Annotated in this window: 27 protein-coding genes and 1 other RNA gene; 10 read left to right on the top strand and 18 right to left on the bottom strand. The window is 76.3% G+C overall.

The window, feature by feature from the left end; genetic code table 11:
• Nucleotides 1–86: 86 nt before the first annotated feature.
• Both ITJ85_RS05310 and ITJ85_RS05305 read left to right on the top strand, forming a co-directional pair.
• A complete protein-coding gene (locus ITJ85_RS05310; protein ID WP_217915315.1) occupies nt 87–986 on the top strand; it encodes a 3-hydroxyacyl-CoA dehydrogenase family protein in 900 nt (299 codons plus the stop codon).
• Nucleotides 983–1,756 (top strand): TIM barrel protein, encoded by a 774-nt coding sequence (locus tag ITJ85_RS05305; RefSeq protein ID WP_217915314.1) that lies wholly within the window; start codon nt 983–985, stop codon nt 1,754–1,756. Before ITJ85_RS05310 ends, ITJ85_RS05305 begins: the two co-directional genes overlap by 4 nt.
• A 6-nt stretch (nt 1,757–1,762) precedes the next feature.
• Here ITJ85_RS05305 and ITJ85_RS05300 read toward each other — a convergent pair whose 3' ends face one another.
• The 3 genes from ITJ85_RS05300 to ITJ85_RS05290 form a co-directional block, all read right to left on the bottom strand.
• Nucleotides 1,763–2,317, bottom strand: a complete 555-nt coding sequence (locus ITJ85_RS05300; protein ID WP_217915313.1) for a helix-turn-helix domain-containing protein — start codon at nt 2,315–2,317, stop codon at nt 1,763–1,765.
• Nucleotides 2,301–2,681, bottom strand: a complete 381-nt coding sequence (locus ITJ85_RS05295) for a hypothetical protein (protein ID WP_217915312.1) — start codon at nt 2,679–2,681, stop codon at nt 2,301–2,303. Before ITJ85_RS05295 ends, ITJ85_RS05300 begins: the two co-directional genes overlap by 17 nt.
• Before the next feature lie 180 nt (nt 2,682–2,861).
• On the bottom strand, nt 2,862–3,302 hold the full coding sequence (locus ITJ85_RS05290; protein WP_217915311.1) for an Hsp20/alpha crystallin family protein: 441 nt from the start codon (nt 3,300–3,302) through the stop codon (nt 2,862–2,864).
• 124 nt (nt 3,303–3,426) lie between these two features.
• Here ITJ85_RS05290 and ITJ85_RS05285 point away from each other — a divergent pair, with 124 nt between their 5' ends.
• Nucleotides 3,427–4,365 carry a sigma-70 family RNA polymerase sigma factor gene (locus ITJ85_RS05285; protein WP_246496369.1) on the top strand — a complete coding sequence of 313 codons (939 nt, stop codon included), beginning with the start codon at nt 3,427–3,429 and terminating at the stop codon, nt 4,363–4,365.
• Between the two features lie 3 nt (nt 4,366–4,368).
• Here ITJ85_RS05285 and yaaA read toward each other — a convergent pair whose 3' ends face one another.
• Nucleotides 4,369–5,148: a peroxide stress protein YaaA gene (gene yaaA, locus ITJ85_RS05280; protein ID WP_217915309.1), complete on the bottom strand. Its 780-nt coding sequence runs from the start codon at nt 5,146–5,148 to the stop codon at nt 4,369–4,371.
• A gap of 182 nt (nt 5,149–5,330) precedes the next feature.
• Nucleotides 5,331–7,472 (bottom strand): MMPL family transporter, encoded by a 2,142-nt coding sequence (locus ITJ85_RS05275; RefSeq protein ID WP_217915308.1) that lies wholly within the window; start codon nt 7,470–7,472, stop codon nt 5,331–5,333.
• Between the two features lie 85 nt (nt 7,473–7,557).
• Between ITJ85_RS05275 and ITJ85_RS05270 the strand changes: the two genes are divergently transcribed.
• Nucleotides 7,558–8,118, top strand: coding sequence for a TetR family transcriptional regulator (locus ITJ85_RS05270; RefSeq protein ID WP_217915307.1), 561 nt, complete (start codon nt 7,558–7,560; stop codon nt 8,116–8,118).
• A gap of 26 nt (nt 8,119–8,144) precedes the next feature.
• Here the strand turns inward: ITJ85_RS05270 and ITJ85_RS05265 are convergent, their stop codons facing one another.
• Both ITJ85_RS05265 and ITJ85_RS05260 read right to left on the bottom strand, forming a co-directional pair.
• Nucleotides 8,145–8,348, bottom strand: a complete 204-nt coding sequence (locus ITJ85_RS05265) for a hypothetical protein (protein WP_217915306.1) — start codon at nt 8,346–8,348, stop codon at nt 8,145–8,147.
• A 41-nt stretch (nt 8,349–8,389) separates the two neighbouring features.
• Nucleotides 8,390–9,370: a DUF2157 domain-containing protein gene (locus ITJ85_RS05260; protein WP_217915305.1), complete on the bottom strand. Its 981-nt coding sequence runs from the start codon at nt 9,368–9,370 to the stop codon at nt 8,390–8,392.
• 121 nt (nt 9,371–9,491) lie between these two features.
• Here ITJ85_RS05260 and ITJ85_RS05255 point away from each other — a divergent pair, with 121 nt between their 5' ends.
• Complete coding sequence (locus tag ITJ85_RS05255; RefSeq protein WP_217915304.1) at nt 9,492–9,911, top strand: DUF2243 domain-containing protein; 420 nt, start codon at nt 9,492–9,494, stop codon at nt 9,909–9,911.
• A gap of 3 nt (nt 9,912–9,914) precedes the next feature.
• Nucleotides 9,915–10,721: a cytochrome c oxidase assembly protein gene (locus tag ITJ85_RS05250; RefSeq protein WP_217915303.1), complete on the top strand. Its 807-nt coding sequence runs from the start codon at nt 9,915–9,917 to the stop codon at nt 10,719–10,721.
• A 54-nt stretch (nt 10,722–10,775) separates the two neighbouring features.
• Here ITJ85_RS05250 and ITJ85_RS05245 read toward each other — a convergent pair whose 3' ends face one another.
• Both ITJ85_RS05245 and ssrA read right to left on the bottom strand, forming a co-directional pair.
• Nucleotides 10,776–11,222 carry a GreA/GreB family elongation factor gene (locus ITJ85_RS05245; protein WP_217915302.1) on the bottom strand — a complete coding sequence of 149 codons (447 nt, stop codon included), beginning with the start codon at nt 11,220–11,222 and terminating at the stop codon, nt 10,776–10,778.
• A 65-nt stretch (nt 11,223–11,287) separates the two neighbouring features.
• Nucleotides 11,288–11,657: a transfer-messenger RNA gene (gene ssrA / locus ITJ85_RS17595) on the bottom strand.
• A gap of 45 nt (nt 11,658–11,702) precedes the next feature.
• On the opposite strand from ssrA, the gene ITJ85_RS05240 reads away from it, so the two are divergent.
• The 4 genes from ITJ85_RS05240 to ITJ85_RS05225 all read left to right on the top strand — a co-directional run bounded on the left by ITJ85_RS05240 (nt 11,703) and on the right by ITJ85_RS05225 (nt 14,919).
• On the top strand, nt 11,703–12,410 hold the full coding sequence (locus ITJ85_RS05240; protein WP_217915301.1) for a (Fe-S)-binding protein: 708 nt from the start codon (nt 11,703–11,705) through the stop codon (nt 12,408–12,410).
• Nucleotides 12,407–13,816, top strand: a complete 1,410-nt coding sequence (locus ITJ85_RS05235; protein WP_217915300.1) for an LUD domain-containing protein — start codon at nt 12,407–12,409, stop codon at nt 13,814–13,816. Before ITJ85_RS05240 ends, ITJ85_RS05235 begins: the two co-directional genes overlap by 4 nt.
• Nucleotides 13,801–14,385 carry an LUD domain-containing protein gene (locus ITJ85_RS05230; protein ID WP_217915299.1) on the top strand — a complete coding sequence of 195 codons (585 nt, stop codon included), beginning with the start codon at nt 13,801–13,803 and terminating at the stop codon, nt 14,383–14,385. Before ITJ85_RS05235 ends, ITJ85_RS05230 begins: the two co-directional genes overlap by 16 nt.
• Nucleotides 14,386–14,481: 96 nt before the next feature.
• Nucleotides 14,482–14,919: a DUF427 domain-containing protein gene (locus tag ITJ85_RS05225; RefSeq protein WP_217915298.1), complete on the top strand. Its 438-nt coding sequence runs from the start codon at nt 14,482–14,484 to the stop codon at nt 14,917–14,919.
• Between the two features lie 262 nt (nt 14,920–15,181).
• On the opposite strand, the gene smpB is transcribed toward ITJ85_RS05225, so the two are convergent.
• From smpB to ITJ85_RS05180, 9 genes are all read right to left on the bottom strand, one after another.
• Nucleotides 15,182–15,676, bottom strand: a complete 495-nt coding sequence (gene smpB, locus ITJ85_RS05220) for an SsrA-binding protein SmpB (RefSeq protein ID WP_217915297.1) — start codon at nt 15,674–15,676, stop codon at nt 15,182–15,184.
• 36 nt (nt 15,677–15,712) lie between these two features.
• Complete coding sequence (locus ITJ85_RS05215; protein WP_217915296.1) at nt 15,713–17,509, bottom strand: RNB domain-containing ribonuclease; 1,797 nt, start codon at nt 17,507–17,509, stop codon at nt 15,713–15,715.
• Nucleotides 17,506–18,702, bottom strand: coding sequence for a S41 family peptidase (locus ITJ85_RS05210; RefSeq protein ID WP_217915295.1), 1,197 nt, complete (start codon nt 18,700–18,702; stop codon nt 17,506–17,508). The genes ITJ85_RS05215 and ITJ85_RS05210 overlap by 4 nt, the downstream gene beginning before the upstream one ends.
• Before the next feature lie 19 nt (nt 18,703–18,721).
• Nucleotides 18,722–19,618, bottom strand: a complete 897-nt coding sequence (ftsX, locus tag ITJ85_RS05205; protein ID WP_217915294.1) for a permease-like cell division protein FtsX — start codon at nt 19,616–19,618, stop codon at nt 18,722–18,724.
• Between the two features lie 3 nt (nt 19,619–19,621).
• Entirely contained in the window at nt 19,622–20,311 is a 690-nt protein-coding gene (gene ftsE / locus ITJ85_RS05200; protein WP_217915933.1) for a cell division ATP-binding protein FtsE, read from the bottom strand.
• 334 nt (nt 20,312–20,645) lie between these two features.
• Nucleotides 20,646–21,830, bottom strand: a complete 1,185-nt coding sequence (gene prfB / locus ITJ85_RS05195) for a peptide chain release factor 2 (RefSeq protein ID WP_217915293.1) — start codon at nt 21,828–21,830, stop codon at nt 20,646–20,648.
• Between the two features lie 39 nt (nt 21,831–21,869).
• Nucleotides 21,870–24,476, bottom strand: coding sequence for a preprotein translocase subunit SecA (secA, locus tag ITJ85_RS17120; RefSeq protein ID WP_246496324.1), 2,607 nt, complete (start codon nt 24,474–24,476; stop codon nt 21,870–21,872).
• Nucleotides 24,477–24,579: 103 nt separating this feature from the next.
• Nucleotides 24,580–25,200: a ribosome hibernation-promoting factor, HPF/YfiA family gene (gene hpf, locus ITJ85_RS05185; RefSeq protein ID WP_217915292.1), complete on the bottom strand. Its 621-nt coding sequence runs from the start codon at nt 25,198–25,200 to the stop codon at nt 24,580–24,582.
• 60 nt (nt 25,201–25,260) lie between these two features.
• Nucleotides 25,261–25,938, bottom strand: coding sequence for a ComFC family protein (locus ITJ85_RS05180; protein WP_217915291.1), 678 nt, complete (start codon nt 25,936–25,938; stop codon nt 25,261–25,263).
• Nucleotide 25,939 lies beyond the last annotated feature (1 nt).

The raw sequence follows: 25,939 nt of genomic DNA, 5'->3' as shown, positions 1-25,939 counted from the left end.
TGCGAACCGGCCGAATGGGTGTTGGACCCCGGCGATCGCCGGGGCGGCGCCCACCCGCCGCCCCGGCCCGTGGGAGACTGCCCGCCATGCCCGCGACCCCCTCCCCGCCCCGCGCGACCGTCCTCGGCACCGGCGCGATGGGCCCCGAGATCGCCGCCGCGCTGGCCGCGGCGGGCCACCGCGTGGTGATCGCCGGACGCGACGCCGGGCGGGCCCTCGCGGCCCGCGACCGGGCCCTCGCCCTGCTGGGCCGCGACGGGCCGGTGTCGGACGCGCCGATCGGCCCCGACGCCCTCGCGGGCGCCGCGCTCGTGGTGGAGACGATCGTCGAGGACCTCGCCGCCAAGCGCGAGCTGCTCGCGCGCGCCGAGGCCTGGTGCCCCCCGGACGCCGTCATCGCGACCAACACCTCAAGCCTGCGCATCGGCGACCTCGCCGCCGCGCTGGCCCGCCCGGAGCGGTTCGCCGGCCTGCACTTCCTGAAGCCCGCCCACCAGACCGCCGTCGTCGAGATCGTGCCGGGCCCGGCCACCGACGCGGCGGTCGTGGCGGCCCTGCGCGAGGTGGCCGGGCGGATGGGCAAGGCGCCCCTCGTGGTGCGGGCCGACGTCCCGGGCTTCATCTGGAACCGCATCCAGTTCGCGGTGCTCCGCGAGTGTCTCCACATGCTGGAGGCCGGCGTGGCCGACGCCGCCGACATCGACGCCGCCGTCTCGGACGGCCTCGCGCCGCGCTGGATGGCCGCGGGGCCGCTCGCGACCGCCGACCTGGGCGGGCTGCGCACCTTCGCCGCCGTCGCCGCGCAGCTCTTCCCGGAGCTCTCCGCCGCCCGGGCGCCGCAGGGGGCGCTGCTCGACCGCGCCGCCGGCGGGGACGTCTTCGCGCCATGGACGGGCGCCGCCGGCGAGGAGGTGGCGCGCCTGCGGGCGCGGGCGCTGGAGATGGGGCGCGAGGTCGCCGCCCGGCGACGGAAGCTCGGCGCGTGATCGCGCTGTCGGCCCACCTCGGGACCCTCTTCGGCGAGCTGCCGCCGCTCGCCCGCCCGGCGGCGGCTTGCGCGGCCGGCTTCGACGCGGTGGAGGCCTGGTGGCCACCGGCCGACGCGCCGGCGGACTGGGTGGCGGCGGTGCGCGAGGCCGGCGCGCGGGCGGTGCTGGTCAACGCCGACGGGGGCGACCTGGCGGCCGGCGAGCGCGGCTACTGCAACGTCCCCGGGCGCGGCGACGAGGCGGTGGCGGCCGCCGTGGCGGCCGCCCGCACCGTCACCGCCGCCGGCGGCGAGGTGGTCAACCTGCTCGTGGGCAGGGCGCTCGCCGGCACGCCGCGCGCCCGCCAGCTCGCGACCGCGCGCGACGTCGTCCGCGAGGCCGCCGACGCCGTCGCGCCGCTCGGCGCGCGCCTGGTCGTCGAGCACCTCAACGGCGTGGACGTGGCCGACCCGCTGCTGCCGACGCCCGCGGCCGCGGCCGAGTTCGTCGCCGCCGTCGGCCACGGGGGCGTGCGCCTGCTGCTCGACGCCTACCACGCCGCCGCGGCGGGCCTCGACCCGGCCGCCGAGGCCGCCGCGGCCGGGTCGCTGATCGGCCACGCCCAGTACGCCGACCACCCGGGCCGCGGGGCGCCCGGCACGGGGACGCTCGACCTGCGCGCGTTCGTCGACGCGCTCGCGGAGGCCGGCTACGCCGGCCACGTGGGCCTCGAGTTCGTCCCCGCCGGCCCCACCGCCGAGGCGCTCGCCGCGGTCGACGCCCCCTGACGGGGCTCAGCCCCCGCCGGCCGCCGGGGCGGGGGGCCCGCCCGGCATGACGATCGTCGTGAGCATGCGCCGCCTGCGTCCCGGCGCCGGACGGTTGCCCAGCACGGGGGCGAGCGCCGCCCCCATGCGCCCGGCAAGCTCGGCCAGCTCGGCGTCGCTCAGCTCGAGGGCCACCTGCCGGTAGCCGACCCCGTCGGCCGCCAGGTCGCCCCCGCCCGCCCGCAGGTAGCGGCCGAAGTCGTCCAGCAGCCCCGCCACGACGGTGGCGAACCACCGCAGGTGGTCCTCCGGCCTCGCGCCGGCCAGGTCGTCGGGCCCGATGCTCGCCGGGCCCTCCACCAGGGCGTAGACCCGCTGCGCCGTCCCCCGCGCGGGCCGCTCCTCCGCCACCGCCAGCACGCCGGCGCCGGCGAGCGCGCGGATGTGCCGGTAGAGCGACGCCTGCGGCACGTCGGCGAGCTCCCCGGCCAGCTCCGCCGCGGACAGCCGGCGGCCGCCCGCGAGCGCCTGGACGACGCGCAGGCGCACCGGGTGCAGCAGCAGGTCAGGCGACGCCGGCACGCTCGCCGCCCGCCAGGCCCGCCCCCGCCCGCACCGCGCCGGCCACCGCGTCGGCGTCGGGCGTGCTCACGATGAGCTCGTCCAGGCCCGCGCCCGCCAGGGCGACGCGCACCGCCGGCACGCCGCGGCGGGCGGCCACGAAGCGCGTGACGCCGCGCCCGCGCCACGTGCCGATCGTGGTGCGTCCCGGGATCGCGAGCCCCGGGGCGCGCAGGCCGGTCGCCGCGCCGAGCGCGTCCGCCTCGACCGTCACGTCGCGCACCGCGGCGATCGGCACGCGGATGTCGCCGCGCAGCGCGGCGACCTTCTCGCCGCGGCTCAGCGCCACGTGGAGCCGGCCGCCGGGCACGGTGATCGTCGCCATCGGGTCCTCCCCGTCATGTTCTCGGCGTTGATAACGTTATCAGTTCCGAGAACACGGCGGCGGCGCGCCGCCGCGGGCGCGCTGGGGCGCGCGGCCGCGGCGGCCGAGGGCGGCGTGCCGTCGCGCGGCACGCGGTCATGCGGGCGCGCCGGCGGCCACCGGGCCGCCGGCGGGGTGCGCTCAGGACGCGCCGGTGCCCAGGCGGCGCGTCCCGCCCTCGGCGAGGGCGCGCGCGTCGGCGTCCGTGCCGATCGGGATCGTCCTGCGCCGCAGGCGCTGCGGCTTGGGCACGATGAGCGACAGCACCCCGTCGCTCATCGACGCGGTGATGGCGTCCGGGTCGACGCCGTCCGGCAGCCGGAGCCTGCGCTCGAAGCGCCCGAAGGCGCGCTCGCCGTGGGCCCACGAAGCCCCGTCGGCCACCTCGGGCCGCCTCCGCTCGCCGCTCACGCGCAGGTACCCGTCGATCATGTCGATCGAGACGTCCTCGGCGCGCAGGCCGGGGAGGTCCATGGTGATGACGACGTCGCCGTCGCCGATCGTGACGTCGGCCGGCGGCGCGAAGGCGGCGGGACGGGCGACCTGGGTGAGCAGCGGGGTGAACGCCTCCGTCCAGAGCATCTCGCGACCTCCTCTCACATCGTGTGTCCGGGAACGGGCCCGGGCGGGCCCTCCATCCCCTCCAGTAGGACGCCCGCGGGCGCCGTCAACCCCCGGCCGGACGTGGCACGATCACGGCCACGTGATGGTGGACGACGACCCCCGGGCCGAGACGGCGGCCGGCGGCGGCGGACTGCGCGAGGACGTGCGCCGCGGGCAGGCCCTCGACCGCTCGCTGGCGGGCGCGCTGGGCGGCCCCGGGCCGCGCCGCGCGGAGCCCGCCGGCCCCTACCTCGACTCGCTCGAACCGCGCGGGCGCCCATCCCGCGAGGACGAGCGCCGCCTGGTGCTGCGCGCCAAGGCGGGCGACCCGGCCGCGCGCGCCGTGCTGGTCGAGGCCCACATGCCGCTCATCCTCTCGGCGGCCTCCGTCTACCGGCGCGGCGGCCGCGTGGGGCGGCAGGAGCTCGTCCAGGAGGGGGTCGTCGGGCTGCTGCGGGCCCTCGAGCGCTTCGATCCGGGACTCGGCACGCCGTTCTGGGGCTACGCCACCTGGTGGGTGCGCCAGGCCATGCAGCAGCTCGTCGCGGAGCTGACGCGCCCGGCCGTGCTCTCGGACCGCGCCCTGCGCAACCTGGCCCGCCTGCGCGACGCCCGCGAGGCCCTCGTGCGCGAGCACGGCCGCGAGCCCACCGGCGGCGAGCTGGCGGAGCGCTCCGGGCTGGGACCCGACCAGGTCGGCGACCTGCTCGCCGTGGAGCGGCCCCCGCGGTCGCTCGACCAGCCGGCCGGCACCCACGACGGCGACACCAGCGCCTTCGGCGAGCTGATCGTCGACCCGCTGGCCGAGGGCGAGTACGAGCGGGTGCTCGACGCCATCGAGCTGGAGCAGCTGCACGGGCTGCTGGCGGGGCTCTCCGACCGCGAGCGGGAGGTGCTCCGCGCCCGCTACGGCCTCGACGGCCCCGCGGTGAGCCTGCGCGAGCTGGGCGCCCGCCTGGGCCTCAGCGCCGAGCGGGTGCGCCAGATCGAGCGACGCGCCCTCGGCAAGTTGGCGTCCACCGGACGGGCCGGCCCCCCGTAGGCGTCAGGCGCGCCGCAGCACCAGCGTCGGCGCCGGGCCATCGAGGTCGCTCGCCCGCCGGTCGGCGCGCAGGCCCGGCACCCGCAGGCGCGCGATCGCGGCGGGATCGCGAGCGTCACGTTCGAGCAGGGCGCGGGCCAGGCGCCCCTTGAGCGCCTTGCCGCCGTGGCCGGTCAGGCGGCGCCCGTCCGGGCCGTCCTCCACGATCTCCACGCGCAGCAGCCGGTCGCCGAGCGCCGCCCGGTCGAGGGCGGCGGCGTGCTCGCGCGGCAGCAGGTCGATGATCCAGCCGCCGGCGGCGCGCCCGGCCACCAGCGCCGAGACGCGCGGCCGCCAGAAGGCCGCCAGCGCCCCGAGCGGCGGCACCCGGGCCCCCATCCGCAGCCGGTAGTCCGGCAGGGGGTCGCCGGCGGCCACGAGGCCCCAGAGCCCGGACGGCACGAGCACCCGCTCCTCCAGCCGGCGCCGCGCGGCGCGGCCCAGGTCCGCGGGCCCGAGCGCGCCCCACACGACGCCCGAGTAGCGCGCCGCGGCCGGCAGCGTGGGCGCCTCGTCGAGCCGGCGCCAGCCCTCCAGGGCGCGCTCCAGGTGCGGGCCACGCGCGCCGAGCAGGCGCCCGGGTGCGTCCCCGCCGCCGGCGAGCACCGCGCGGACCGCGTCGCGCACCCGGCGCCGCTCGTCGCCGAGCGCCGCGAAGGCGCCGCCGGCGGCCTGCCACGGCGGCCCGTGGCCGCCGGTCGCCTTGCCCTCGGACGGGGGCAGCAGGATGACCGGCGGGCGCACCGCCGGAACGCTACCGGCGGGCGCGCCTGCGGTCGCGGAAGCGCTTGATGAGGAAGGGCGCTGCCAGGATGAGGGCGCGCCGGACCATCGTGCCCATGTGCTCTCCGTTCTCGGGGTCCGCCGGGGGATCCCCGGGCGGGCCGGCGCCGAAACCGGCGACCGCCCGCCCCGGGTCCCGCGGCCTAGTCGGCGGCCGGCTCCAGCCGCGCCTCCGCGGCGGGCCCGCCCGGCTCGGCCGCCGGCGCGTCGCGGTGCCCCGGCCACCAGAACCAGTGGCCGGCCAGGGCCGCGATGCTCGGCACCAGCAGGCAGGCCATCAGCAGCGCCACGATCATCACGCCGAGCGCGATGGCCGAGCCCATCTGCACGAGCAGGCCCACGCCGGTGAGCGATAGCGAGGCGAAGGTACCGGCGAGGATCACGCCGGCCGAGGCCACCGCCGGCCCCGCGTGCTCCACCGCCATGTCGGCGGCGGCGCGGCGGTCGAGGCCCTGCGTGACCTCCTCGCGCAGGCGCGCGGTCATGAGGATGTTGTAGTCCGTGCCGATCGCGATCACGAACAGGTAGAGCATGATCGGCAGCATGAAGAGCAGCCCCGGCTGGCCGGCGGCGCCCTGGAAGATGGCGACCCCCGCGCCGAGCGTCGCGGCGAAGCCGAGCGCCACCGCCCCGAGCAGCACGAGCGGCGCGACGAGGCTGCGCAGCAGCAGCCCGAGGATCACGGCGATGAGCAGCGCGGCGACCGGGAACACGACCGACATGTCGCGCTCCACCGCCTCGCGCACGTCGACGTGGGCCGAGGTGGTGCCGCCCACGAGCGCCCGTTCGCCCGGGCCGGCGAAGTCGTGCGCCGCCGCGCGCACCGGCCCCTCGACCGCGTCCATCGCCGCGTCGGAGGCCGCCGGATCGGCCAGCAGCACGCTGACCCGCGCCACCTGGCCGTCGGCGCTCACCACCGGGGTGTTGACGTCCGCGACGCCGGGGACCCGCCCGAGCCGGGCCGCCAGGTCGCCGGCCCGCGCCGCCGCACGGCCGCCCGACAGGTAGACCTCGGTCGGGTTGAGCGCGCCGGCCGGGAACGCGCCGCGCAGGGTCGCGAACGCCTGCGACGACTCCGTGTCGCTCGGCAGCGACGAGCTCGTGTCGTAGTCGGCCGTGTAGAGCAGCGACCCCGCGGCGAGCGCCACCAGCACGCCGCCCGAGGCCAGGGCCACCCGGCCGGGGCGGCGGCGGATGAGCCCGCCCACCCGGCGGAAGAACGGCCCGTCGGGCGCGGTGCGCCAGGCCTTCGAGGGCCAGAAGACGCGCGGGCCCACGAGCGCGACCACCGCCGGGATGAGGGTGACGCTCGCCAGCAGCATGACCGTCACCGAGATCGCGAGGCCCGGCGCCATGCTCTCGAACGAGCCGAGGTCGGAGAGCATCAGCGCGAGGAAGGCGACGATCACGACGAGCGCCGACGAGGCGATCGCCTCGCCCACCCGGTGCACCGCGGCGGCGATCGCCGGTCGGCCTTCCTCGCCGGCGCGCAGCCGCTCCCGGTAGCGGAAGAGCAGGAACAGGATGTAGTCGGTCCCGATGCCGAACAGGACCACGATCAGCAGCGAGGTGAGCGACGCATCGACCTCGAAGCCGGTCGCGTCGGCGAGCAGGGCGACGAGCGAGGTGGCCAGGGCGAACACCAGGCCGATCGTGACGATCGGCAGCAGCGCCGCGACCGGGCTGCGGAAGATGACGCCCACCAGCAGCAGGATCAGCACGACGGTCGCGACGCCCGTGATGGCCTCGGCCGAGCTGAAGGCCTCCTCGGTGTCGACCACCGTGGCGGCCTCGCCCCCGAGCTGGGAGCGCAGCCCGCCGCCGCTCAGGGCGGCGGCGACCTCGTCGCGCACCTCCGCGACGGCCTCCGTCACCGGATCGTCGGTGGCGAGCCCGTCGAACGCCACGTGCACGAGCTGCACCGTGCCGTCGGGCGCCACCTGCTCGGCGCCGGTGACCGCGCCGGTCACGGCCGGGATGCCCGCCCCGGCCAGGCGCTCGGCCAGCGCGCCCACCCTCGCGCGGTCCGCGGCGGTGAGGGGCCCGCCGTCGGCGCGGTCGACCACAAGCACCGACGTGGCCCCGGAGGCGTCCGGGAAGTGCTCGTCCGCGACCTCCTGCGCCTGGACGGACTCGCGGTCTGCGGGCAGGAAGCTGGTCTGGTCGGAGTTGCTGACGTCGGCGAGCGTCGGCGCGAAGGGCACGACGAGCGCGAAGGCCAGGACCCAGACGGCGATGACGCGCCACGGATGCGCGGCGACGATCGCGCCGATGCGTCGGAACACGGGCACTCCAGAGGTTGATGAAATAGCGACGGCGCATTCTGAGACATTGATGTCTCATGCGCAAGCGGCTAGTCTCGGCCGGCCGATGGCCTCCGCCGCCGCCCCCCGCCCGCTGCACGCCCGCTCGGAGGAGCTGCTCCTCGAGGTGGCCGCCGACGTGCTGGCCGCCCGGCCGCAGGCGAGCATGGCCGAGATCGCGGCCGCCGCCGGCGTGAGCCGGGCGACCCTCTACCGCACCTTCCCCAACCGCGAGGCGCTGCTCGAGCGGATGGCGGTCGCCGCGCTCGCCGAGGCCGGCCGGCGCCTGGACGACTCCCACCTCGACGCCGTGCCGTGCGAGGAGGCCGTCGCGCGCGCGGCCCGCGCGCTGCTGTCGGTGGGTTCCCGCTACGCGGTGCTGAACGGCGCGGCGGGACCCGTCGACGAGGCGGCCGCGGAGCGCATCGGGGCGCCCCTGCGACGGCTGGTGCAGCGCGGGCAGGCCGAGGGTGCGTTGCGCGCGGACGTCCCGGCCGAGTGGCTGCTCCAGATGTGGGGCGGCCTCCTGCGCGCCGGGCTGCGGATCGCCGGGGAGGGCGCCGGCGTGGAGGACGCCGCCGCGTCGGTCACCACGCTCTTCCTCGAGGGCGCCGGCGCCCGGGGCTGAGGGTCGTGAGGCGCCCGGCGGCGGGCTCAGGCGCCCTGCGGCGGCGGCGCCCCCTCCGGCACCGCCGGGTGGTCGGCGTCGAGGTCGCACGCGGCCACGACCCCGCGCGCGCGGTGCGCCCAGCGGCCGTCCGCGCGGCGCGCGATCGGGCGCCCGCAGTCCGCGCAGCGGGCCTCGGCAAGGGCGGGCGGCGGACCCGCGGGGCCCGTCTCGCGGCGATCGTCGCTCACGGGCCGAGCATGACAGCGCGGCGCCCCGGGCGCCGCGGGCCTCACCGCCGGCGATCCCCCAGGCGCGCCGCGAGCACGCCGAGCAGCGCGAGGCCCGCCCCCATGGCGACCACCGCGAGCGCCCAGCCGGCGCTGCCGCCCGCGACCGGGATCACGAGCATGAGCCAGAGCAGGCCGGCGCCGGCGGCCGCCGCGAGCAGCGCGGGCATGCGCAGGGTGGCGGCCAGCACGACCGCCGCCGCGACCGTCAGCGACAGGAGGACGTGCCACCCGCCGAGGCCCTCGACGTCCCCGCCGTCGCCGACCACCCCGATCAGCGCCCCGACGGCCACCAGCACCACGCCGGCGCCCAGCAGCAGCCCGGCGAGCCGGGGGCGCCGGGCCAGTGCCGCCGCGCCCGCCGCGAGCGCCGCCGCGCCCAGGCCGAGCTGCAGCCAGGCGAAGCCGGCGCCCTCGAGCCCGGCCACGGAGGCCAGGGCGTCCGCGCCGGCGATCGCGGCCATGGCGAGACCCACGGCCCCCGCCGCCAGGCCCGGCGGCCGCCGGGCGAGCGCGGCCGCGGCCACCGCGACGACCAGCGATCCGCCGGCCGCCCAGCGGTCGGGCGCCACATGGTCGGCGCCGGCCCACGCGGCGGCGATCGCGACGGCGAGGGCGGCGAGGGCCGTGCACGCCGCCACCTCGAGCTCCCACGCGGGTCGCCCGCGGCGCGCCAGCAGCGCGAACGCGGCGAACGCCGCCGCGGGGAAGGCGAACGGCGTCAGGAGCTGGGCGGCGTCCGGCATGTCGGCGAAGGCGGTCGCGTACGCGAGCGCGGCGCCCAGCGCGACGACTGCGGCGCCGAGCGCCTCCAGCACGCGCGTCGCCCGCGGGCGCCCGGCCGGCGGGCCGGCGGCCGCGATCAGGCGCTCGAGGTCGTCGCGGTCGATCCGGCCCTCGTCGAGCGCGCGGCGCAGCTCGGCCAGCAGGCGATCCCCGCCCGGCGGGCGGGAGCCTGCGGCCGGCTGCGGCGCCCCCTGCATCCGCGTCGAGCATATGCCGCATGCGCCCGGTTCACCCCCGGGCGCCCGCGGGTAGGGCGACGCCATCGCGACCGTCGACCACGCCGCGCCGCCCGGGCGCGAGACCACCCGCTCCCTCTGGGTGTGGGCCGCCATCGGGGCGGGCCTGATGGCGGCGATCGACGAGATCGTCTTCCACCAGCTGCTGCACTGGCACCACTTCTACGACCGCTCGACGCCCGAGGTGTCGCTGGTCTCCGACGGCGCGCTGCACGCGGCGGAGCTGATGGTGCTGGTGGCGGGATTCTTCCTGCACGCCGACATGCGCCGGCGGGGGACCCTCGACGCCGCGCACGCGCGCGCCGGCGCGTTCCTCGGTCTCGGCGGCTTCCAGCTCTGGGACGGGATCATCGACCACAAGGTCCTGCGCACCCACCAGATCCGCTACGAGGTCGACATCGCGCCCTACGACGTGGCCTGGAACGCGGGCGGGGCGGTGCTGCTGGTGATCGGGATCGTGCTGCTGGTGCGGGCCCGCGGGGCGGCGGCCGCCCGGGCCTGACGGGTGGCGCCCGCCCTCCACGCCGGCCCCGGCGCCCTCATCGGGGCGCTCCCCCTGCTGGGGCTCGCGGCGGCGGCCATCGCCTACGTCGTCGCGGCGGGCCGGCGGCGGGCGGCGGGGCGGGCCTGGCCCGCATGGCGCGTCTCGACCTTCCTCGCGGGCACGGCGCTGCTGGCGGCCGCGCTGTCGCCGGCCGTCGACGCGCGCGCCGGCGCCGACTTCCGGGTCCACGCCGCGCAGCACATCGTGGTGGGGATGGCCGCGCCCGTGCTGCTGGTGCTCGGCGCGCCGCTGACCCTCGCGATCCGCTCGGCCCCGCGCCGCGCCCGCCGGCGCGTCGCGCCGCTGCTGCGCAGCGGCTGGTCCCACCGCGTCACCCATCCGGCGACCGCGGTCGTGCTCGACATGGGCGGCCTCGTCCTGCTCTACCTCACGCCGCTCTACGCGGCGACGCTCACGAGCGCCCCGCTCCACGCGCTCGTCCACCTCCACGTGCTGGCCGCCGGCTGCCTGCTCACCTGGGCGCTGATCGGCTCCGACCCGGTCGCGCGGCGGCCGTCCACGGCGGTGCGTGCCGGGGCGCTCGTGGCCGCGGCCGCCCTGCACGCGGTGCTGGCGAAGCTCATGTACGCACACGGCTGGCCGGCCGGTACGCCCCACGAGGCCGCCGAGCTCCAGGCCGGGGCGCAGCTCATGTACTACGGCGGCGACCTCGTCGAGGTCGCGCTCGCGGCGGTCCTGCTCCACGGGTGGCTCCGGCGCCGCGGCGAGGCCGACCGGCGCCGCGCCGCGTGGGCGGCCGCCGGCTGACCGTGCCGGCGATCACCGCCCGACGCGACGGCGACGGCCGGGCGGGGAGCCGGCCTACCGGCCGTCGCCGGGCAGCGATACCTCGAGCACGCGGATCCGCTCCTCCCCCGCCGGCGCCGCGAACGCGACGACGTCGCCGGCGCGGCGTCCGCTGAGGGCCTCGCCGAGCGGCGAGGCGACGCTGATCCGGCCCGCCCGCGGGTCGGCCTCGTCGGGGCCGGCGAGCTCGTAGCGGCGAAGCGCGCCCGTGCCGCGCTCCACGTCGACCACGCAGCCGAAGCCGGCGCGGCCGTCCTCGAGCTCCGGCTCGCGCACCTCGACGGTCTCGAGGATCTGCTCGAGCACGTGCGCCCGCCGGCTGGAGCCGTCGAGCTCGGCCAGCTCCTCGCGCAGCTCCGCCAGCCCGCGCGGCGTGATGGGCTGGGGATCCGCCGGGCGCGCGGGCAGGCGCCCGGACGCGTCGCCGCCGGCCGCGTCCTCGTTCACGAACGCCTTCGACATCGCATGCCTCCCTCAACGAGACCGGGGGCCGGAGCGTTGGCTCCGACCCCCGGTACGACCTTCCGCAGTGGACCCGGCCGGCACTGCCCCGGCGTCCGAAAGCGTTCCCCCAACGGCTTCTCCGAGCGCAGTCGGCGGTGAGGATCTCACGGGGGGCGTCACCGTCGACCGACCGCACCCCCGCCAGGCGCTCCTGCGATCTCACCCGGCGGCCGAGTGCCGTTGCCGCCGAGCCAGGGTCGCTGGCTGACACCGGTGATCTCCCTCACGACCCGAAGGGAGGCCGATGGCTCTCATCTACTGCTGTTTAGGCAGCGAGAGCGAGCTTGGGAGAAGACTCCGCAGCTCCGTTGGTTCCCGGTTGTTGACGCGGTCCTCCGGGTCCGCGGCTCGCTTACCGTTGCGGTTCCGCTCCGTCGAAACTGGATCGGGCCCGTCTGTCCTCCACAAGGTAGCACCGCCCGCCGCTACGATCACCCGATGCGCGCCATGCTCATGCGGACGTGCCTGTCGGACATGATCGCGCCGTCCGTGGCGGCCGCGGCGCGCGCCGTGCTGGAGCGCGCGGGCGTCGAGGTGGTCGTGCCGCGCCGGCAGACCTGCTGCGGCCAGCCGGGCTGGAGCTCGGGCCACCCCGACCAGGCGCGCCCGGTCGCGCGCCAGGCGATGCGCGCCTTCCGCGGCGACGACCCGATCGTGGTGCCCTCCGGCTCGTGCGCAGCCATGATCCGCCACGGCTACGCCGACCTGTTCGCCGGCCGGCCGGAGGAGGCCGAGGCCCGCGAGATGGCCGAGCGCACGAGCGAGCTCAGCCAGTTCCTCGCCGCCCACGGCCTGCGGCCGAAGCCGACGGGCTCGGGGTCGGTCACCTACCACGACTCCTGCCACATGCTGCGGCTGCTGGGCGAGCGGGAGAGCCCGCGCGCCGTGATCGCCGGCGTGGAGGGCCTGGAGCTACGCGAGATGGGCCAGACCGACGTCTGCTGCGGCTTCGGCGGCACGTTCAGCGTCAACTTCCCCGAGGTCTCCGGGCGCCTGGGCGAGGAGAAGGCCCGCAACGCCGCGGCGGCGGGGGCCGACGAGCTGGTGGCGTGCGACCTGTCGTGCCTCATGCACATCGCGGGCCGGGCGCGCCGCTGCGGCATCCCGCTGCGGGTGCGCCACCTGGCCGAGGTGCTGGCCGAGTGAGCGACGGCCCGGCCCGGGGGCGGCCGCACGTCGCCTACCCGGAGGCGAGCGAGCCCCTGCGCGAGCGCACCCGCGCCGCGCTGGCCGACGACGAGCTGGGCGGCAACCTGCGCACGGCGGCCGCCAGCTGGGCCGCGGGCCGGGCGCGCATCGGCGCCGAGCAGCCCTTCGCCGAGATGCGCCTGCGCACGCGGGAGATCCGCCGGCGCAGCGTGCGCAACCTGCCCGCCCTGCTCGACCGGCTCGAGGAGCGGGTCGCGGCGGCCGGCGGGACGGTCGCCCGGGTGGCCGACGCCGAGGCGGCGTGCCGCTACATCACCGACCTGGCCGCCGCGCGCGGCGCCACCGTGCTCGCCAAGTCGAAGTCGATGGCCACCGAGGAGATCAAGCTCAACGAGGCCCTCGAGCAGGCCGGCCTGCGGGTGGTCGAGACCGACCTCGGCGAGTGGATCCTGCAGCTCGCCGGCGAGCACCCGAGCCACATCATCGCCCCGGCCGTGCACCTCAACACGACCCAGGTGCGCGAGCTGTTCATGCAGGAGAGCGGCCAGGAGCTGCCGGCGGACCGCGAGGCGCTGGTCGCCCACGCCCGGGTGCGGCTGCGCGAGGTCTTCGCCGCGGCCGACATCGGCATCTCGGGGGTGAACCTCGCCGTGGCCGAGACCGGCACGGTGTGCGTGGTCGAGAACGAGGGCAACGGGCGCCTCGTGACCGGACTGCCGCGCATCCACGTGGCCGTGATGGGCATGGAGCGGGTCGTCGAGACGTGGGACGAGGCCGCCCACATCCTGCAGATCCTCCCGATGGCGGCGATCGGCGACACGGCGTCGACCTACCTCAACCTCATCACCGGGCCGCGCGCCGACGACGAGGCCGACGGCCCGGAGGAGCTGCACCTGCTGATCCTCGACGACGGGCGCTCGGCGCTGCGGGGCACGCAGTTCGAGGAGATCCTCGACTGCATCCGCTGTGGCGCCTGCCTGTACTCCTGCCCCATGTGGCGCAGCGTGGGCGGGCAGGCCTACGGCTCGCCCTACTCGGGCCCGATCGGCGCGGTGCTCACCCCGCTGCTGGAGGGGGTGAAGGGCCGGCGCTCCAGCGAGCTGCCGTTCCTCTCCTCGCTGTGCGGCGCCTGCCACGAGGCGTGCCCGGCGGGCATCCCCCTGCACGACCTGCTGGTGAAGGTGCGCTCGGCGGTCACCACGCCCGAGCACCGGCGCGACCGCATGCTGTTCCGGCTGTGGAGCGCGACCTGGCGGCACCCGGTCGCCTACGGCCTGCAGCGGCGCGCGGCCCGGCTCGCCCTGCGCCTGGTCGGCCGCCGCGGCTGGGCGCGCCGGCTGCCGGGCCCCGGCGCGCCGTGGACCGACCAGCGCGACCTGCCGACGCAGTGGCCACCTCGGTAGCGGCGCTCATCGAGGGGGTGATCGAGGGGATCACCCGCCGCCGCGGCAGCGGCGCGGCCCACCCCGGCGGCGAGGTGGCCGCGGCGGCCGTGGCGCAGGCCCGCGAGTGGGGCGTCGCCCGCGCCCTGATCGCCGGCGACCCCGTGCTGGAGGAGCTGGGCCTGCCCGCCGCGCTGGAGGGGGCCGGCGTGGAGGTGCTCGCCTGGCCCGACGGCCGCGGCAAGGGGTGGCGCGACCTGCTCGGCCTGGACGGCCCCTTCCGCACGATGGGCGTCACCGTGCCCGCCCTCGCCGTCGCCGAGCGCGGGACGCTCGTGCTGGAGGCGGCCCCGCTGCACGGGCGCTCGATCGACGCGGTGAGCATGTTCCACCTGCCGGTGCTGCTCGCCTCGCGCATCCGCTGGAGCCTGGCGGAGGCGCTCGCCGAGACCTACGCCGCCGGCCGGCGGCCGCCGAGCGCGGTGTCGCTGGTGTCGGGGCCGAGCCGCACCTCGGACATCGAGAAGATCTCGACGCTCGGCGCGCACGGCGCCGTCGGCATCCACGTGCTGGTGGCCGAGGACCGGTAGCCCCACGGGGCGCTCGACACGGCGCGGCCGCGGATGGACGATCGGCCGGCACCCGGCAGGATGCGTGCCGCGGCATACGGGCCCTTCGGCCGGCGGTTGAACGGGACGCTCAGCTCCACGCCGCCGGCGGCGGGCGGGCTCTCCCTGGAGCGCTCGCCGCGCTGGGTGCGGGCGCGGCTCGGCGCCGAGCCCGTCGTCGACAGCCGGCGGGCGTGGGTGCTGCACGAGTCGGGGACGCTCCCCGCCACCCCGCGCGGAGTGCCGGCCGAGCTCGAGGCGGGGCGCCGCGTGACGGGATCGCGCCGCCGTGGCGACGAGCAGCGCTCCACCGTGCGCGCCGGCGGCGCGGAGGGCCGCGACGCCGCCTGGGGCCACCCGGACCCGCCGCCGGAGGCGCCCGCGGAGCTCGCCGGGCTCGTCCGCCTGGAGTGGGCGCCATGGACGAGCGGTGGGGGGAGGAGCGGGTGCACGTGCACCTGCGCGACCCCTTCCACCGCGTGGACCTGCTCGACACCTCGCGCCACGTGGTCGTGACCGCCGAGCCGATGGACGGCCTCACCACCGGCCGCGCCCACACGGGCTCCGCGCGCTGCTGGTCGGCGCTGACGCCGGAGGGGCTCGTCCCGGCCCTGGCGTGGACTCGACGACGGGCCGCGGCGCGAGGTGGCATCCATCCGCGGCATGCGCTGCGCCTTCGACGGGCGCACCGACGCGACGATCGACGGCGAGCTGCAGCGGCGGCCCGTCACGCCCTGGTCGGCGCGCGGCTGACACCTGCGCCCGCCCCCGGGACGCGTCAGCGGCGGGCGGCCCGGATGGCGCGCTCGGCGTCGCGCCTCGCGTCGCGCTCGGCGATCGAGCGCCGCTTGTCGTAGAGCGTCTTGCCGCGGCCGAGGCCCAGCTCGAGCTTGGCGCGCCCGGCCTTGAAGTAGAGCCGCAGCGGCACCACCGAGAGCCCCTTCTCGGACAGCGCCTGGGCGATGCGCTCGATCTCGCGCCGGTGCAGCAGCAGCTTGCGCGTGCGGCGCGGGTCGTGCCCGGCGTAGCCGGCGTTGGCGTAGTCGGAGAAGTGGGCGCCCACGAGCCACGCCTCGCCGTCTCGGATCTGCACGTAGGCGTCCGAGATCGTGGCGCCGCCCTCGCGGATGCCCTTCACCTCGCTGCCCTGCAGCACGATGCCCGCCTCGTAGCGGTCCGTGATGGCGTACTCGTGGAGCGCCCGCCGGTTCTGGGCGACGTCCCGGTAGCGGTCGTCCCCCTTCGCGCGCTGCTTCTTCGTCTTGGCGGCCATGGACCGGCGATGGTAGCGGCCGCGCGCGCCGCCGGCTCAGCGTCCGCGGGCGGCGGCCCTGCGGCGGCGCTCGCGCGACGACGGCGTCCGCCGCGCGATCGGCGTGCCCTGGGGCTCCAGCTCGATGCGCCCGCGCAGCGGCTGCACCCGCGCCACGCGCACCCCGAGGGTGTCGCCCAGGCGGATCCGCCGGCCGGTGCCCTGGCCGATCAGCGCCACGCCCAGCGGGTCGGCCCGGTAGTGATCGTCCTCCAGCCGCCGCGAGGGCAGGAAGCCGGTGAACACCTCGTCGAAGGTGAGGAACAGGCCGGCGTCGATGAGCCCCGTGACCCGCGCCTCGACCGGCTCGTCCCAGCCGCGCCCGGCCAGCACCTCCATCAGCAGGAACGCGGCGCAGATGTCGTCCGCCCGGCGCTCCACCACCGCGGCGGCCCGCTCGGTGTCCGAGCAGTGGTCGGCCGCGGCGTCGAGCTCAGCCGGCCCCGGTGCCGGGTCGCCCACGCCGAGCGCGTCGAGCAGCGCCCGGTGCACGAGCAGGTCGGGGTAGCGCCGGATGGGCGAGGTGAAGTGCAGGTAGGCCGCGCTGGCGAGGCCGGAGTGGCCGACCTCGGACGCCGAGTAGTAGGCCTGGCGCAGCGAGCGCAGCACAAGCGCCCACAGCGCGTCGCCGCCGCGGCCGCCGGCCGCGAGGTGCCGCGCCACGGCGCCGGCGGCGGCGGCCGCGGCGGCGCGCCGCGCCGTGCCGGGCAGGGGGCCGTCGGGCAGCGGCGGGGTGGCCACGTCGAGCTCGTCGAGCTGGGCGTAGAGCAGCTCGATGCGGCTGCCCGACGGGTCCTCGTGGTGGCGGAAGACCGTGGCCCGGTTGCGCGCGATCAGGTAGCGCGCGACCGCCTCGTTGGCGGCGATCATGCACTCCTCCACCAGCGAGTGGGCCGGGGTCTGGGCCTCGATGCGCATGGAGGCCACCCGGTCGCCGGCGAAGGTCACGACCGGCTCGCCCGAGTGGGCCTCCAGGGCGCCGCGGCGACGGCGCACCTCGAGCAGCCGGCGGGCGGCCTCGGCGGCGAGCCGGATCTCGCCCTCGAGGGTCGCGTCGCCGAGCCCGCCGCCGCCGAGCACGTGGTCGACCTCGCCGTAGGTCAGGCGGCGGTCGGAGCGGATCATCGAGCGGCCGAAGCGCGCCTCCCCCACCTCGCCGTCGGGCCCGACCACCATCTCGGCGGTCACCGCCGCGCGGTCCTCGTCCGGGCGCAGGCTGCAGAGGTCGGTCGACAGGCGCGGCGGCAGCATCGGCACCACGCTGCCGGGCACGTAGACAGAGTTGCCGCGGCGGGCCGCCTCGCGGTCGAGCTCGCCGCCGGCCGGGACGAAGCGCGACACGTCGGCGATGTGCACCCACAGCCGGACGCCCCCGCCCGGCTCGGGCGCCACGGCGATCGCGTCGTCGTGGTCCTTGGCGCCCTCGGGGTCGATCGTGATCACCCGCTGGTCGCGCATGTCGCGCCGGCCGCGGTCGGCGGGCACGGCCGCCGGGTCGGCCGCCTCGGCCTCCTCGAGGGCGGCCCGCGGGAACGGCCGGTCCAGCCCCTCCGCCACCAGCAGGGCGCGCAGCGCGGCCCGCGGCGAGCCGGCCGGGCCGTGGACGGCGGTGACGCGGGCCCCGCGCCCGCGCACGGTGACCGTGACGAGGTCGCCGATGCGGGCCTCGCCCCGGGCCGACTTCACGAGCGGGATGCGCGGGGCGGCCTCGAAGGCCGGCGCGGCCGCCGCGCCGCGCCCCGACGGCACGACCTCGGCCACCAGCACCTGCGTCTGGCCGCCGCCCCGGCTCACGCCGCGTCCGCCGCCACGGCGAGCGCCCGCCGCAGCGCCTCGTCGGGCGGGGTGACGGGGTCGTCGACCACGCGCACGTCGGGCGGCAGGCCGCGCGCGGCAAGGTCGAAGCCGTCGGGCGTCACGTAGCGGGCGGTGGTGAGCTTGAGCGCGCCGCCGTCGCGCAGCGGCACCGTGCTCTGCACGAGCGCCTTGCCGAAGGTGCGCTCGCCGACGATCTGCGCGCGGTCGGCGTCGCGCAGCGCGCCCGCCACGATCTCGCTCGCGCTGGCGCTGCCACGGTTGACGAGCACCACCAGCGGCAGGTCGCCCGCCGCGGGGTCGCCCTCGGTGCGGAAGGTGCGCGCGGGCGAGTTGCGACCCTCGGTGCGGACCACGGGCGAGTCGTCCGGCAGGAAGACGCCGGCCACGCCCACGGCCTCGCTGACCAGGCCGCCGGGATCGCCGCGCAGGTCGAGCACGAGCGCCTCCGCGCCCCGGTCGCGCAGGGCGCGGACGCTGTCGCGCAGGTCGCCGGACGCGCCGCGGGTGAACTGTGAGAGGGCCATGTAGCCCACGGTGGTACCCGCCACCGCCTCGGCCCGCGCCTCGACCGCGGGCACCGTGATGCGGGCCCGCTCCAGCCGCAGCGTGCGCGTGGGGCCGTCGCCGGTGGCCACGCCGATCCGCACCGTGGTGCCCTCGGGGCCGCGGATGCGCGAGACGACGGCCTCGAGCGTCCGGTCGCCGACCGGCTCGCCCTCGACCGCCACAAGCCGGTCGCCGGCGCGGACGTCGGCGCGCGAGGCCGGGCTCTCCGGGAAGACCCGCGTGACCACGATCTGCGCGTCGCGCTGGGCCACCCCGAGGCCGACGCCGTAGTACGCGCCCTCGTTGTGCTCGCGCAGGGCCCGCAGCTCGTCGGGGTCGAGGTAGGCGGTGTAGGGGTCGTCGAGCGCCTTCACGATCGCGTCGGCCGAGGCGCGCTCCAGCCGCTCCACGTCGACGTCGCGGTAGTAGTCGTCGCGCAGCACGCCGAGCACCTGCGAGGGCAGGTCCTGGCCGCTGTCGCCCAGCAGCAGCGAGCGCAGCGGGTCGGAGAGGCGGGTGAGCCCGGTGGCCTGGGCGTGGCCGCCCACGACCACGCCGGCCACGAACACGACGAGCGTCGCCAGGACCGCGGCGAGCGCCACGAGGATCCGGCGCGCGCTCACGGGCTGCGGCGGGCGGCCGTCAGACCTTGAGGAAGCGGCGCAGCGTGATGCCGCTGCCGAGCGCGCCCACCAGCGCCCCGGCGAGGATCAGCACCATGCCGAGCAGCGGGAAGCCGATCGTGGTGGCCTCGTCGCGCGTCAGCGCGCTGTCGGCGTCGGCGATCCAGGCGTCCACGATGCCGACCTTCACGGCCCACAGCAGCATCACCGACAGGGCCGCCCCGACCAGCCCGCAGATGATGCCCTCGATGACGAAGGGCCAGCGGATGAACCAGTTGGTGGCGCCGACGAGCTTCATCACCTCGACCTCGCGCCGGCGGGCGAAGATCGACAGCCGGATGGTGTTGCCGATCAGCAGGACCGAGGCCACGAGCAGGATCGAGATGAGCCCCAGGCCGGCCCACTGGATGAACCGGGCGACCGAGAGCAGCTTGTCGGCGGTCTCCTTGCCGTAGGAGATCCCCTGCTCGGGGTCGAGCGCCGGGCTCTCGCCCACGGCCGCGATGATCGTGTCGGCCTGCTCCGGGTCGCTGGGCTGCACGTTGAACTTGGCCGGCAGCGGGTTGCCGGCGAGGTCCTCGAGGATGGAGGGGTCCTTCAGGCGCTCGCGCATGATCTCGAGCGCCTCCTCCTTCGAGACGTAGGTGAACGACTCGATCGCGCCCCGGCTCTGCAGGCCCTCCAGCTCACCGCGCAGGCTCTCGACCTGCTGGACCGTCGCCGAGTCGGAGATGAAGACGTCGACGTCGATGCGGTCCTTCTGGGAGTCGACCGTCGACTGCACGTAGAGGAACGACGGGATGAAGGCCCCGAGGATGAACACGGCGATGAGCACCGTGACCGTCGCCGCGATCGAGACGGCGGCGTTGGCGCGGATCGACCGCACGGCCTCTGCCAGGAAGAAGCGCGGGTTCATCGGCTAGGAGTCGGCGCGGGCGTAGCTCGCCTGGCGCTGGTCGCGCACGACCTTGCCGTTCTCGAGCGCGATCACCCGCATCTGCATCTTGTCGACCATCTCGCGGTCGTGCGTCGCCATGATCACCGTCGTGCCGGTGCGGTTGATCCGGTAGAGCAGCTGCATGATGCCGATCGACGTCTCGGGGTCGAGGTTGCCGGTCGGCTCGTCGGCGATCAGCAGGCGCGGGTGGTTGACGAACGCGCGCGCGATCGACACGCGCTGCTGCTCGCCGCCCGACAGCTCGTTGGGATAGCGGTCGGCCTTCTCCGACAGGCCCACCAGGGCGAGGATCTCGGGCACCTTGCGACGGATCGCCCGCGGGTTCTCGCCGATCACCTCGAGGGCGTAGGCCACGTTCTCGTAGACGGTCCGGCCCGCGAGCAGCTTGAAGTCCTGGAAGACGCAGCCGATCGAGCGCCGCAGGTACGGCACCTTCGAGCGGCGCAGCCGCTGCAGGTTGCGCCCGCCGACGGTGATCGACCCCGCGGTGGGCTCGAACTCCTTGATGAGCAGCCGGATGAACGTCGACTTGCCGGAGCCGGACGGGCCGACGAGGAAGACGAACTCGCCGCTCTCGATGGAGAGCGAGACGTCGTCGAGGCCGATCGCGTCGGTGGTGTACGCCTTCGACACGCCGTCGAGGATGACCATCGGCCCGTCGCCGGGCCGCAGCATGGTGCGGCGGTCGGCGCGCGTCACGCCCTCGCCGGCGCGGCGGCGCGAGCGGTCGCGCTCGCGGGAACGGCGCGGCGGCGTGTCGGGCGCGGAGGGTGTCGTGGGGGCGTCTGTGCTCATGGCGTGGTGACCGGCGAGCGGCTGACGGGACGGGCGGCGAGGTGGACCTCGCCGTCTGGGACGCCATCGGCGGATGTCGCCGTCCCGTGAGCCTGCGGAGGGTAGCCGGTGCTCCCGGGCGGGTCAATCCGCCGAAGTCGCCGCAAACCGCCGCCGACACCGGCTCGATGGGGGTTCGACGGGACGGTGGTCATTCCTTCCCCGCCCCCTCGCCGTCGTCCGCCACCGCGGGCGCGCCGCCCCGGGCGCGGCGCTCGAGCTCGGCCCGGATGAAGCCGTCGAGGTCGCCGTCGAGCACCCCCTGGGCGTTGCCGGTCTCGTGGCCGGTGCGGAGGTCCTTGACCATCGTGTACGGGTGGATCACGTACGAGCGGATCTGCGATCCGAAGCCGATGCTCTGGCTCTCGCCCCGGCTCCTGGCGGCCTCGGCCTCGCGCTTCTCCAGCTCGAGCTGCACGAGGCGCGACTTGAGCAGCGCCATCGCCGTCGCCCGGTTCTGGGTCTGCGAGCGCTCGTTCTGGCACTGCACGACGATCTTCGTGGGCAGGTGGGTGATCCGAACGGCCGAGTCGGTCTTGTTGACGTGCTGGCCGCCGGCGCCGCTCGCCCGGTAGGTGTCGATCTTCAGGTCCTTGTCGAGGATCTCGACCTCGACCGCGTCGCTGACCAGCGGCGCCACGTCGACCGCCGCGAACGACGTCTGGCGCCGGTTGGCCGAATCGAACGGCGACAGGCGCACGAGCCGGTGCACGCCCCGCTCGGCCGACATCAACCCGTAGGCGTTCTGGCCGGCGACCGTGAGCGTGACCGACTTGATGCCGGCCTCGGCGCCCTCCTGGATCTCCTTGATCTCGGCCTTCAGGCCGCGCGACTCGGTCCAGCGCAGGTACATCCGCAGCAGCATCTCGGCCCAGTCCTGGGCGTCGGTGCCGCCCTCGCCCGCGTTGATCGTCACCACCGCGTCGCCGGCGTCGTGGTCGCCGGAGAACAGGCGCGCCTCCTCGAGGCCGGCCAGCACCCCGTCGGCGCGGTCGAGGCCGTCGGCCAGCTCGGCCAGCATGTCGGCGTCGACCTCGCCGGCGCGCTCCTCCTCGCGCAGCAGGTCGGCCATCTCGGCGAGCGAGGCCACCTCCTCGTCGAGCTCGCGGTACTGCGCCAGCCGGCCGGACGCCGCCGAGTGCTCGGACGAGGTGCGCGCCGCGGCGGCCTGGTCGTCCCAGAACCCGGGCGCGCCCATGCGCTCCTCCAGCTCGGCCACCCGGCGCTCGAGGGCGGGCGGGTCGAGGTAGTCGCCGAGCACGCCCGCGCGCTCGCGCAGGCGCGTCGCGCGCTGCACGAGGTCGTCGAGCGAGAGCTGGGTGCCGTCGGTGCTCATGCGGCGACCGGGGGCGGCGTCAGCGGCCGGCCGCGGCGCTCACGCGCCGTGGCAGCGCTTGTACTTCTTGCCCGACCCGCAGGGGCACGGGTCGTTGCGGCCCACCTTGTCCGCCTCGCTCAGCACGCGCTGCTCCACGACCGCGACGGCGGGGCCGCGCTCCTCGGGCTCGGCCGCGACCTGCTCCTCCTCGGCCGCCGCGTCGAAGCCCTGGATCGGGTCGTCCTGGTAGGTGTAGCCGACGTCGGCGACCCGCTGCTCCTCGGCCTCCGGCGCCCGGTCTACCTCGATGTGGAACATGTAGCGCACGAACTCGCTCTTCACGGTCGACATCATCTCGTCGAACATGGAGTGGCCCTCGAGGCGGTACTCGGAGAGCGGGTCCTTCTGGCCCAGCGCGCGCAGGTGGATGCCCTCGCGCAGGTAGTCCATGTTGTAGAGGTGCTCGCGCCAGTGCTGGTCGATCAGCTGGAGCAGCACCCAGCGCTCCAGGTCGCGCACCAGCTCGGCGCCGAGGTCGGCCTCGCGCCGGTCGTACGCCTCCATGATGTCGTCCTCGAGCTTGTCGAGCAGCTCCTCGCGCGTGAGCGGCTCCTCCTCGTCCTCGAGGTCGGCGCGGATGTCGTCGACCGTGAAGCCCATCGGGTAGTACTGGCCGAGCGACGCGAACAGCGCCTCGATGTCCCAGTCGGCGGGCAGCGACTCCTCGTCGCCGAACTCGTCGACCTGGCTCACGAGCGTCTCCGCGATCCAGTCGCGGGCCTGCTCGCCGAGGTCCTCCCCCTCGAGCACCCGGCGGCGCTCCGAATAGATCACCTCGCGCTGCTTGTTCAGCACGTCGTCGTAGTCGAGGACGCGCTTGCGGATGTTGAAGTTCTGCTCCTCGACCTTCTTCTGCGCGCCCTCCACCGTCTTCGAGAGCATCTTCGCCTCGATCGGCAGGTCGTCGCCGGGCCCCAGCCGGTCGAGGATCTTGTAGATGCGGTCGCCGGAGAAGATGCGGATCAGGTCGTCCTCGGCGGACAGGTAGAAGCGCGAGCGGCCGGGGTCGCCCTGACGGCCCGAGCGGCCGCGCAGCTGGTTGTCGATGCGGCGGCTCTCGTGGCGCTCCGTGCCCACGATGTAGAGCCCGCCGAGGTCGGCGACGCCCTCGCCGAGCTTGATGTCGACCCCGCGGCCGGCCATGTTGGTGGCGATCGTGACCGCGCCCTGCTGGCCGGCGTGGGCGATGATCTCGGCCTCGCGGGCGTGGTTCTTCGCGTTCAGCACGTTGTGCGGCACGCCCCGCCGGGTGAGCATCCCGGAGAGCATCTCGGAGATCTCGACCGAGATCGTGCCGACGAGAACCGGCTGGCCGCGCTCGTGGGCCTCGGCGATGTCCTCGACGACGGCGCGGAACTTCGCGTCCTTGGTCTTGAAGATGAAGTCGTTCTCGTCGACCCGGATCATCGGCCGGTGGGTCGGGATCGAGACGACGTCGGTCTTGTAGATCTTCGCGAACTCGTTGGCCTCGGTGGCCGCCGTGCCCGTCATGCCCGAGAGCTTCTCGTACATGCGGAAGTAGTTCTGCAGCGTGATCGTGGCGAGCGTCTGGTTCTCCTCGCGGATCCGCAGCCCCTCCTTGGCCTCGAGGGCCTGGTGCAGGCCCTCCGAGTAGCGGCGGCCCTCGAGCACGCGCCCGGTGAACTCGTCGACGATCAGCAGCTCGCCGTCGCGGACGATGTACTCCTTGTCCTTCCTGTAGAGCGCGTGCGCCTTCAGCGCCTGGATCAGGTGGTTGACCAGGTTGCCGTTGACGTCGAGGTAGAGGTTCTCGATGCCGAGCGCCTTCTCGACCTTCTCCACGCCGCTCTCGGTGGGCGACGCGGCGCGGTGCTTCTCGTCCACGTCGTAGTCGACGCCGGCCTTCAGGGTGGGGACGATGCGCGCGAAGCGGTAGTACGTGTCCGTGGCCGCCTCGGGCACGCCGGAGATGATCAGCGGCGTGCGGGCCTCGTCGATGAGGATCGAGTCGACCTCGTCCACGATGCAGAAGTAGTGGCCGCGCTGCACGCAGTCCGACAGGCGCACCGCCATGTTGTCGCGCAGGTAGTCGAAGCCGAACTCGGCGTTGGTGCCGTACGTGATGTCGGCCGCGTACGAGGCGCGCCGGTCGGCCTCCGGCATCATCGAGCGGATCACGCCCACGTTCACGCCGAGGAACTCGTAGAGGGGGCGCATCCAGTCGGCGTCGCGCTGCGCCAGGTAGTCGTTGACCGTGACCACGTGCACCCCGCGCCCGGTGAGCGCGTTGAGGTAGACCGCCGGGACGGCGGCGAAGGTCTTGCCCTCGCCGGTCTTCATCTCGGCGACCTTGCCCTGGTTGAGCGTCATCGCGCCGATCAGCTGCACGTCGTAGAGGCGCATGCCGAGCACCCGCCGGCCCGCCTCCCGTACGGTCGCGAACGCCTCGGTCAGCAGCTCGTCGACCGTCGCGCCGTCCGCCAGCCGGGCGCGGAACTCCTCCGACTTGGCGCGCAGCTCGTCGTCGGAGAGCGCCTCCATCGACGGCTCGAGCTCGCCGATGCGGGCCGCCTGCGTGTGCAGCGCCTTCATCGCGCGGCCCTCGCCGACGCGCAGGACCTTGTTGATCAGATCGGTGCTCATGCGCACGCTCGCGTGGTTGTGGGCACGACGGCGCCCATGGTAGCGCAGGCCCCCGCGGCGCCCGGGCGCCGCAGGGGCGGCACCCGGGCGCCCGGCGGGCGGCTCAGGCGCCGGGCTCGATCAGCCCGTAGTCGCCGTCGCGGCGGCGGTAGACGACGTTGACCTGGCCGTCCCGCTCGTTGCGGAAGACGTAGAAGTCGTGGTCGACCATGTCCATGTGCAGCGCCGCGTCCTCGGCCGACATGGCCGTGATGACGAAGCTCTTGCTCTTGACCAGCCGCGGCAGGCGCTCCTCCTCGGCCGCCGCGCCGCCGTCGCCCTCGGCCGGCGCGGGCACCTCGGCCTCCTCGGCCGCCGCCCCCGGCATCTGCTGCTCGATGAGCGCGGGCACCTCGTCGAGCGGCGCCCGGCCGGAGTGGTCCTTGCGCCGCTCGCGGTACTTGCGGGCCTGGCGCTCGAGCTTGCGCGACGCCTGGTCGATCGCCGCGTACATGTCGTCGGCCGCCTCGCGCACGCGCAGCACCGCGCCCTTGGTGCGCACCGTCACCTCGGCGATCTGCGCGCGGCCGATGCGGGAGTCGCGCGACGTCGACAGCTCGAGCTCGACGGTCGTGGCGTCGTCCCAGGGAGGCAGGATCCGGGTCAGCCGGTCGAGCTTCTGCTCGGCGTGATCGAAGAGCGCATCCGTGACGGACAGCCCCTTCCCCTTGACCTGAAGCTGCACGGTGGCCTCCTCGCGTCGTCGTGACCGGATGTACGGATGGTATCGACCGGGATCGCGCGCTCAGCCACCCGGCGGCACCCGTGCGAAGCAGACGGCGCCCACCTCGCGCGCGCCCGCGGACCGTAGCGCCCGCGCGCAGTCCGCGAGCGTCGCGCCCGTCGTGTGGACGTCGTCCACCAGCCACGCCAGCGGCGGCACGGGATCGCGCCCGCCGGCCGCGAAGGCGCCCGCCGCCTGGCGCCCGCGCGCCGACGCGCGGGCGCCGCGCTGCGGCGGGCCCTCCCGCGCGCGCCGGAGCGCCTGCGCGACCGGCAGGCCCCAGGCGCGCCCCAGCGCCTGCGCCAGCAGCAGCGCCTGGTTGAACCCCCGCTCCCGCGCCCGCCGCGGCCCGAGCGGCACCGGCACCAGCGCCGCCCCCGCCGGCGGCGGCGGCACCTCGGCCACGACGATCGCCGCGAGCGCCGGCGCCAGGCCGCGGCGCCGACCGTCCTTCAGGGCCGCCACCAGCGCCGGGGCCGGGCCCTCGTAGCGCACCGCCTGCCGCGCGCCGGCCAGCCACCCGCGGCACGCCGGGCAGCGCTCGACCGGCACCCCCACCTGCGCCCCGCAGCCACCGCAGAGCGGCGGCGCGGGCGGGGTCAGCGCCGACCGGCACGCCGCGCAGACCGCCGCCCCCGGCAACCCGCACGCACCGCATGAGGGCGGCAGCAGCACGTCGAGGATCGCGTCGAGGCCCACC

This window comes from Miltoncostaea marina (assembly GCF_018141525.1).
In the GTDB taxonomy this organism is placed as follows: Bacteria; Actinomycetota; Thermoleophilia; order Miltoncostaeales; family Miltoncostaeaceae; genus Miltoncostaea; species Miltoncostaea marina.
The sequence above is the reverse complement of the archived record's forward strand: the minus strand, read 5'-3'. Positions and strand labels throughout refer to the sequence as shown.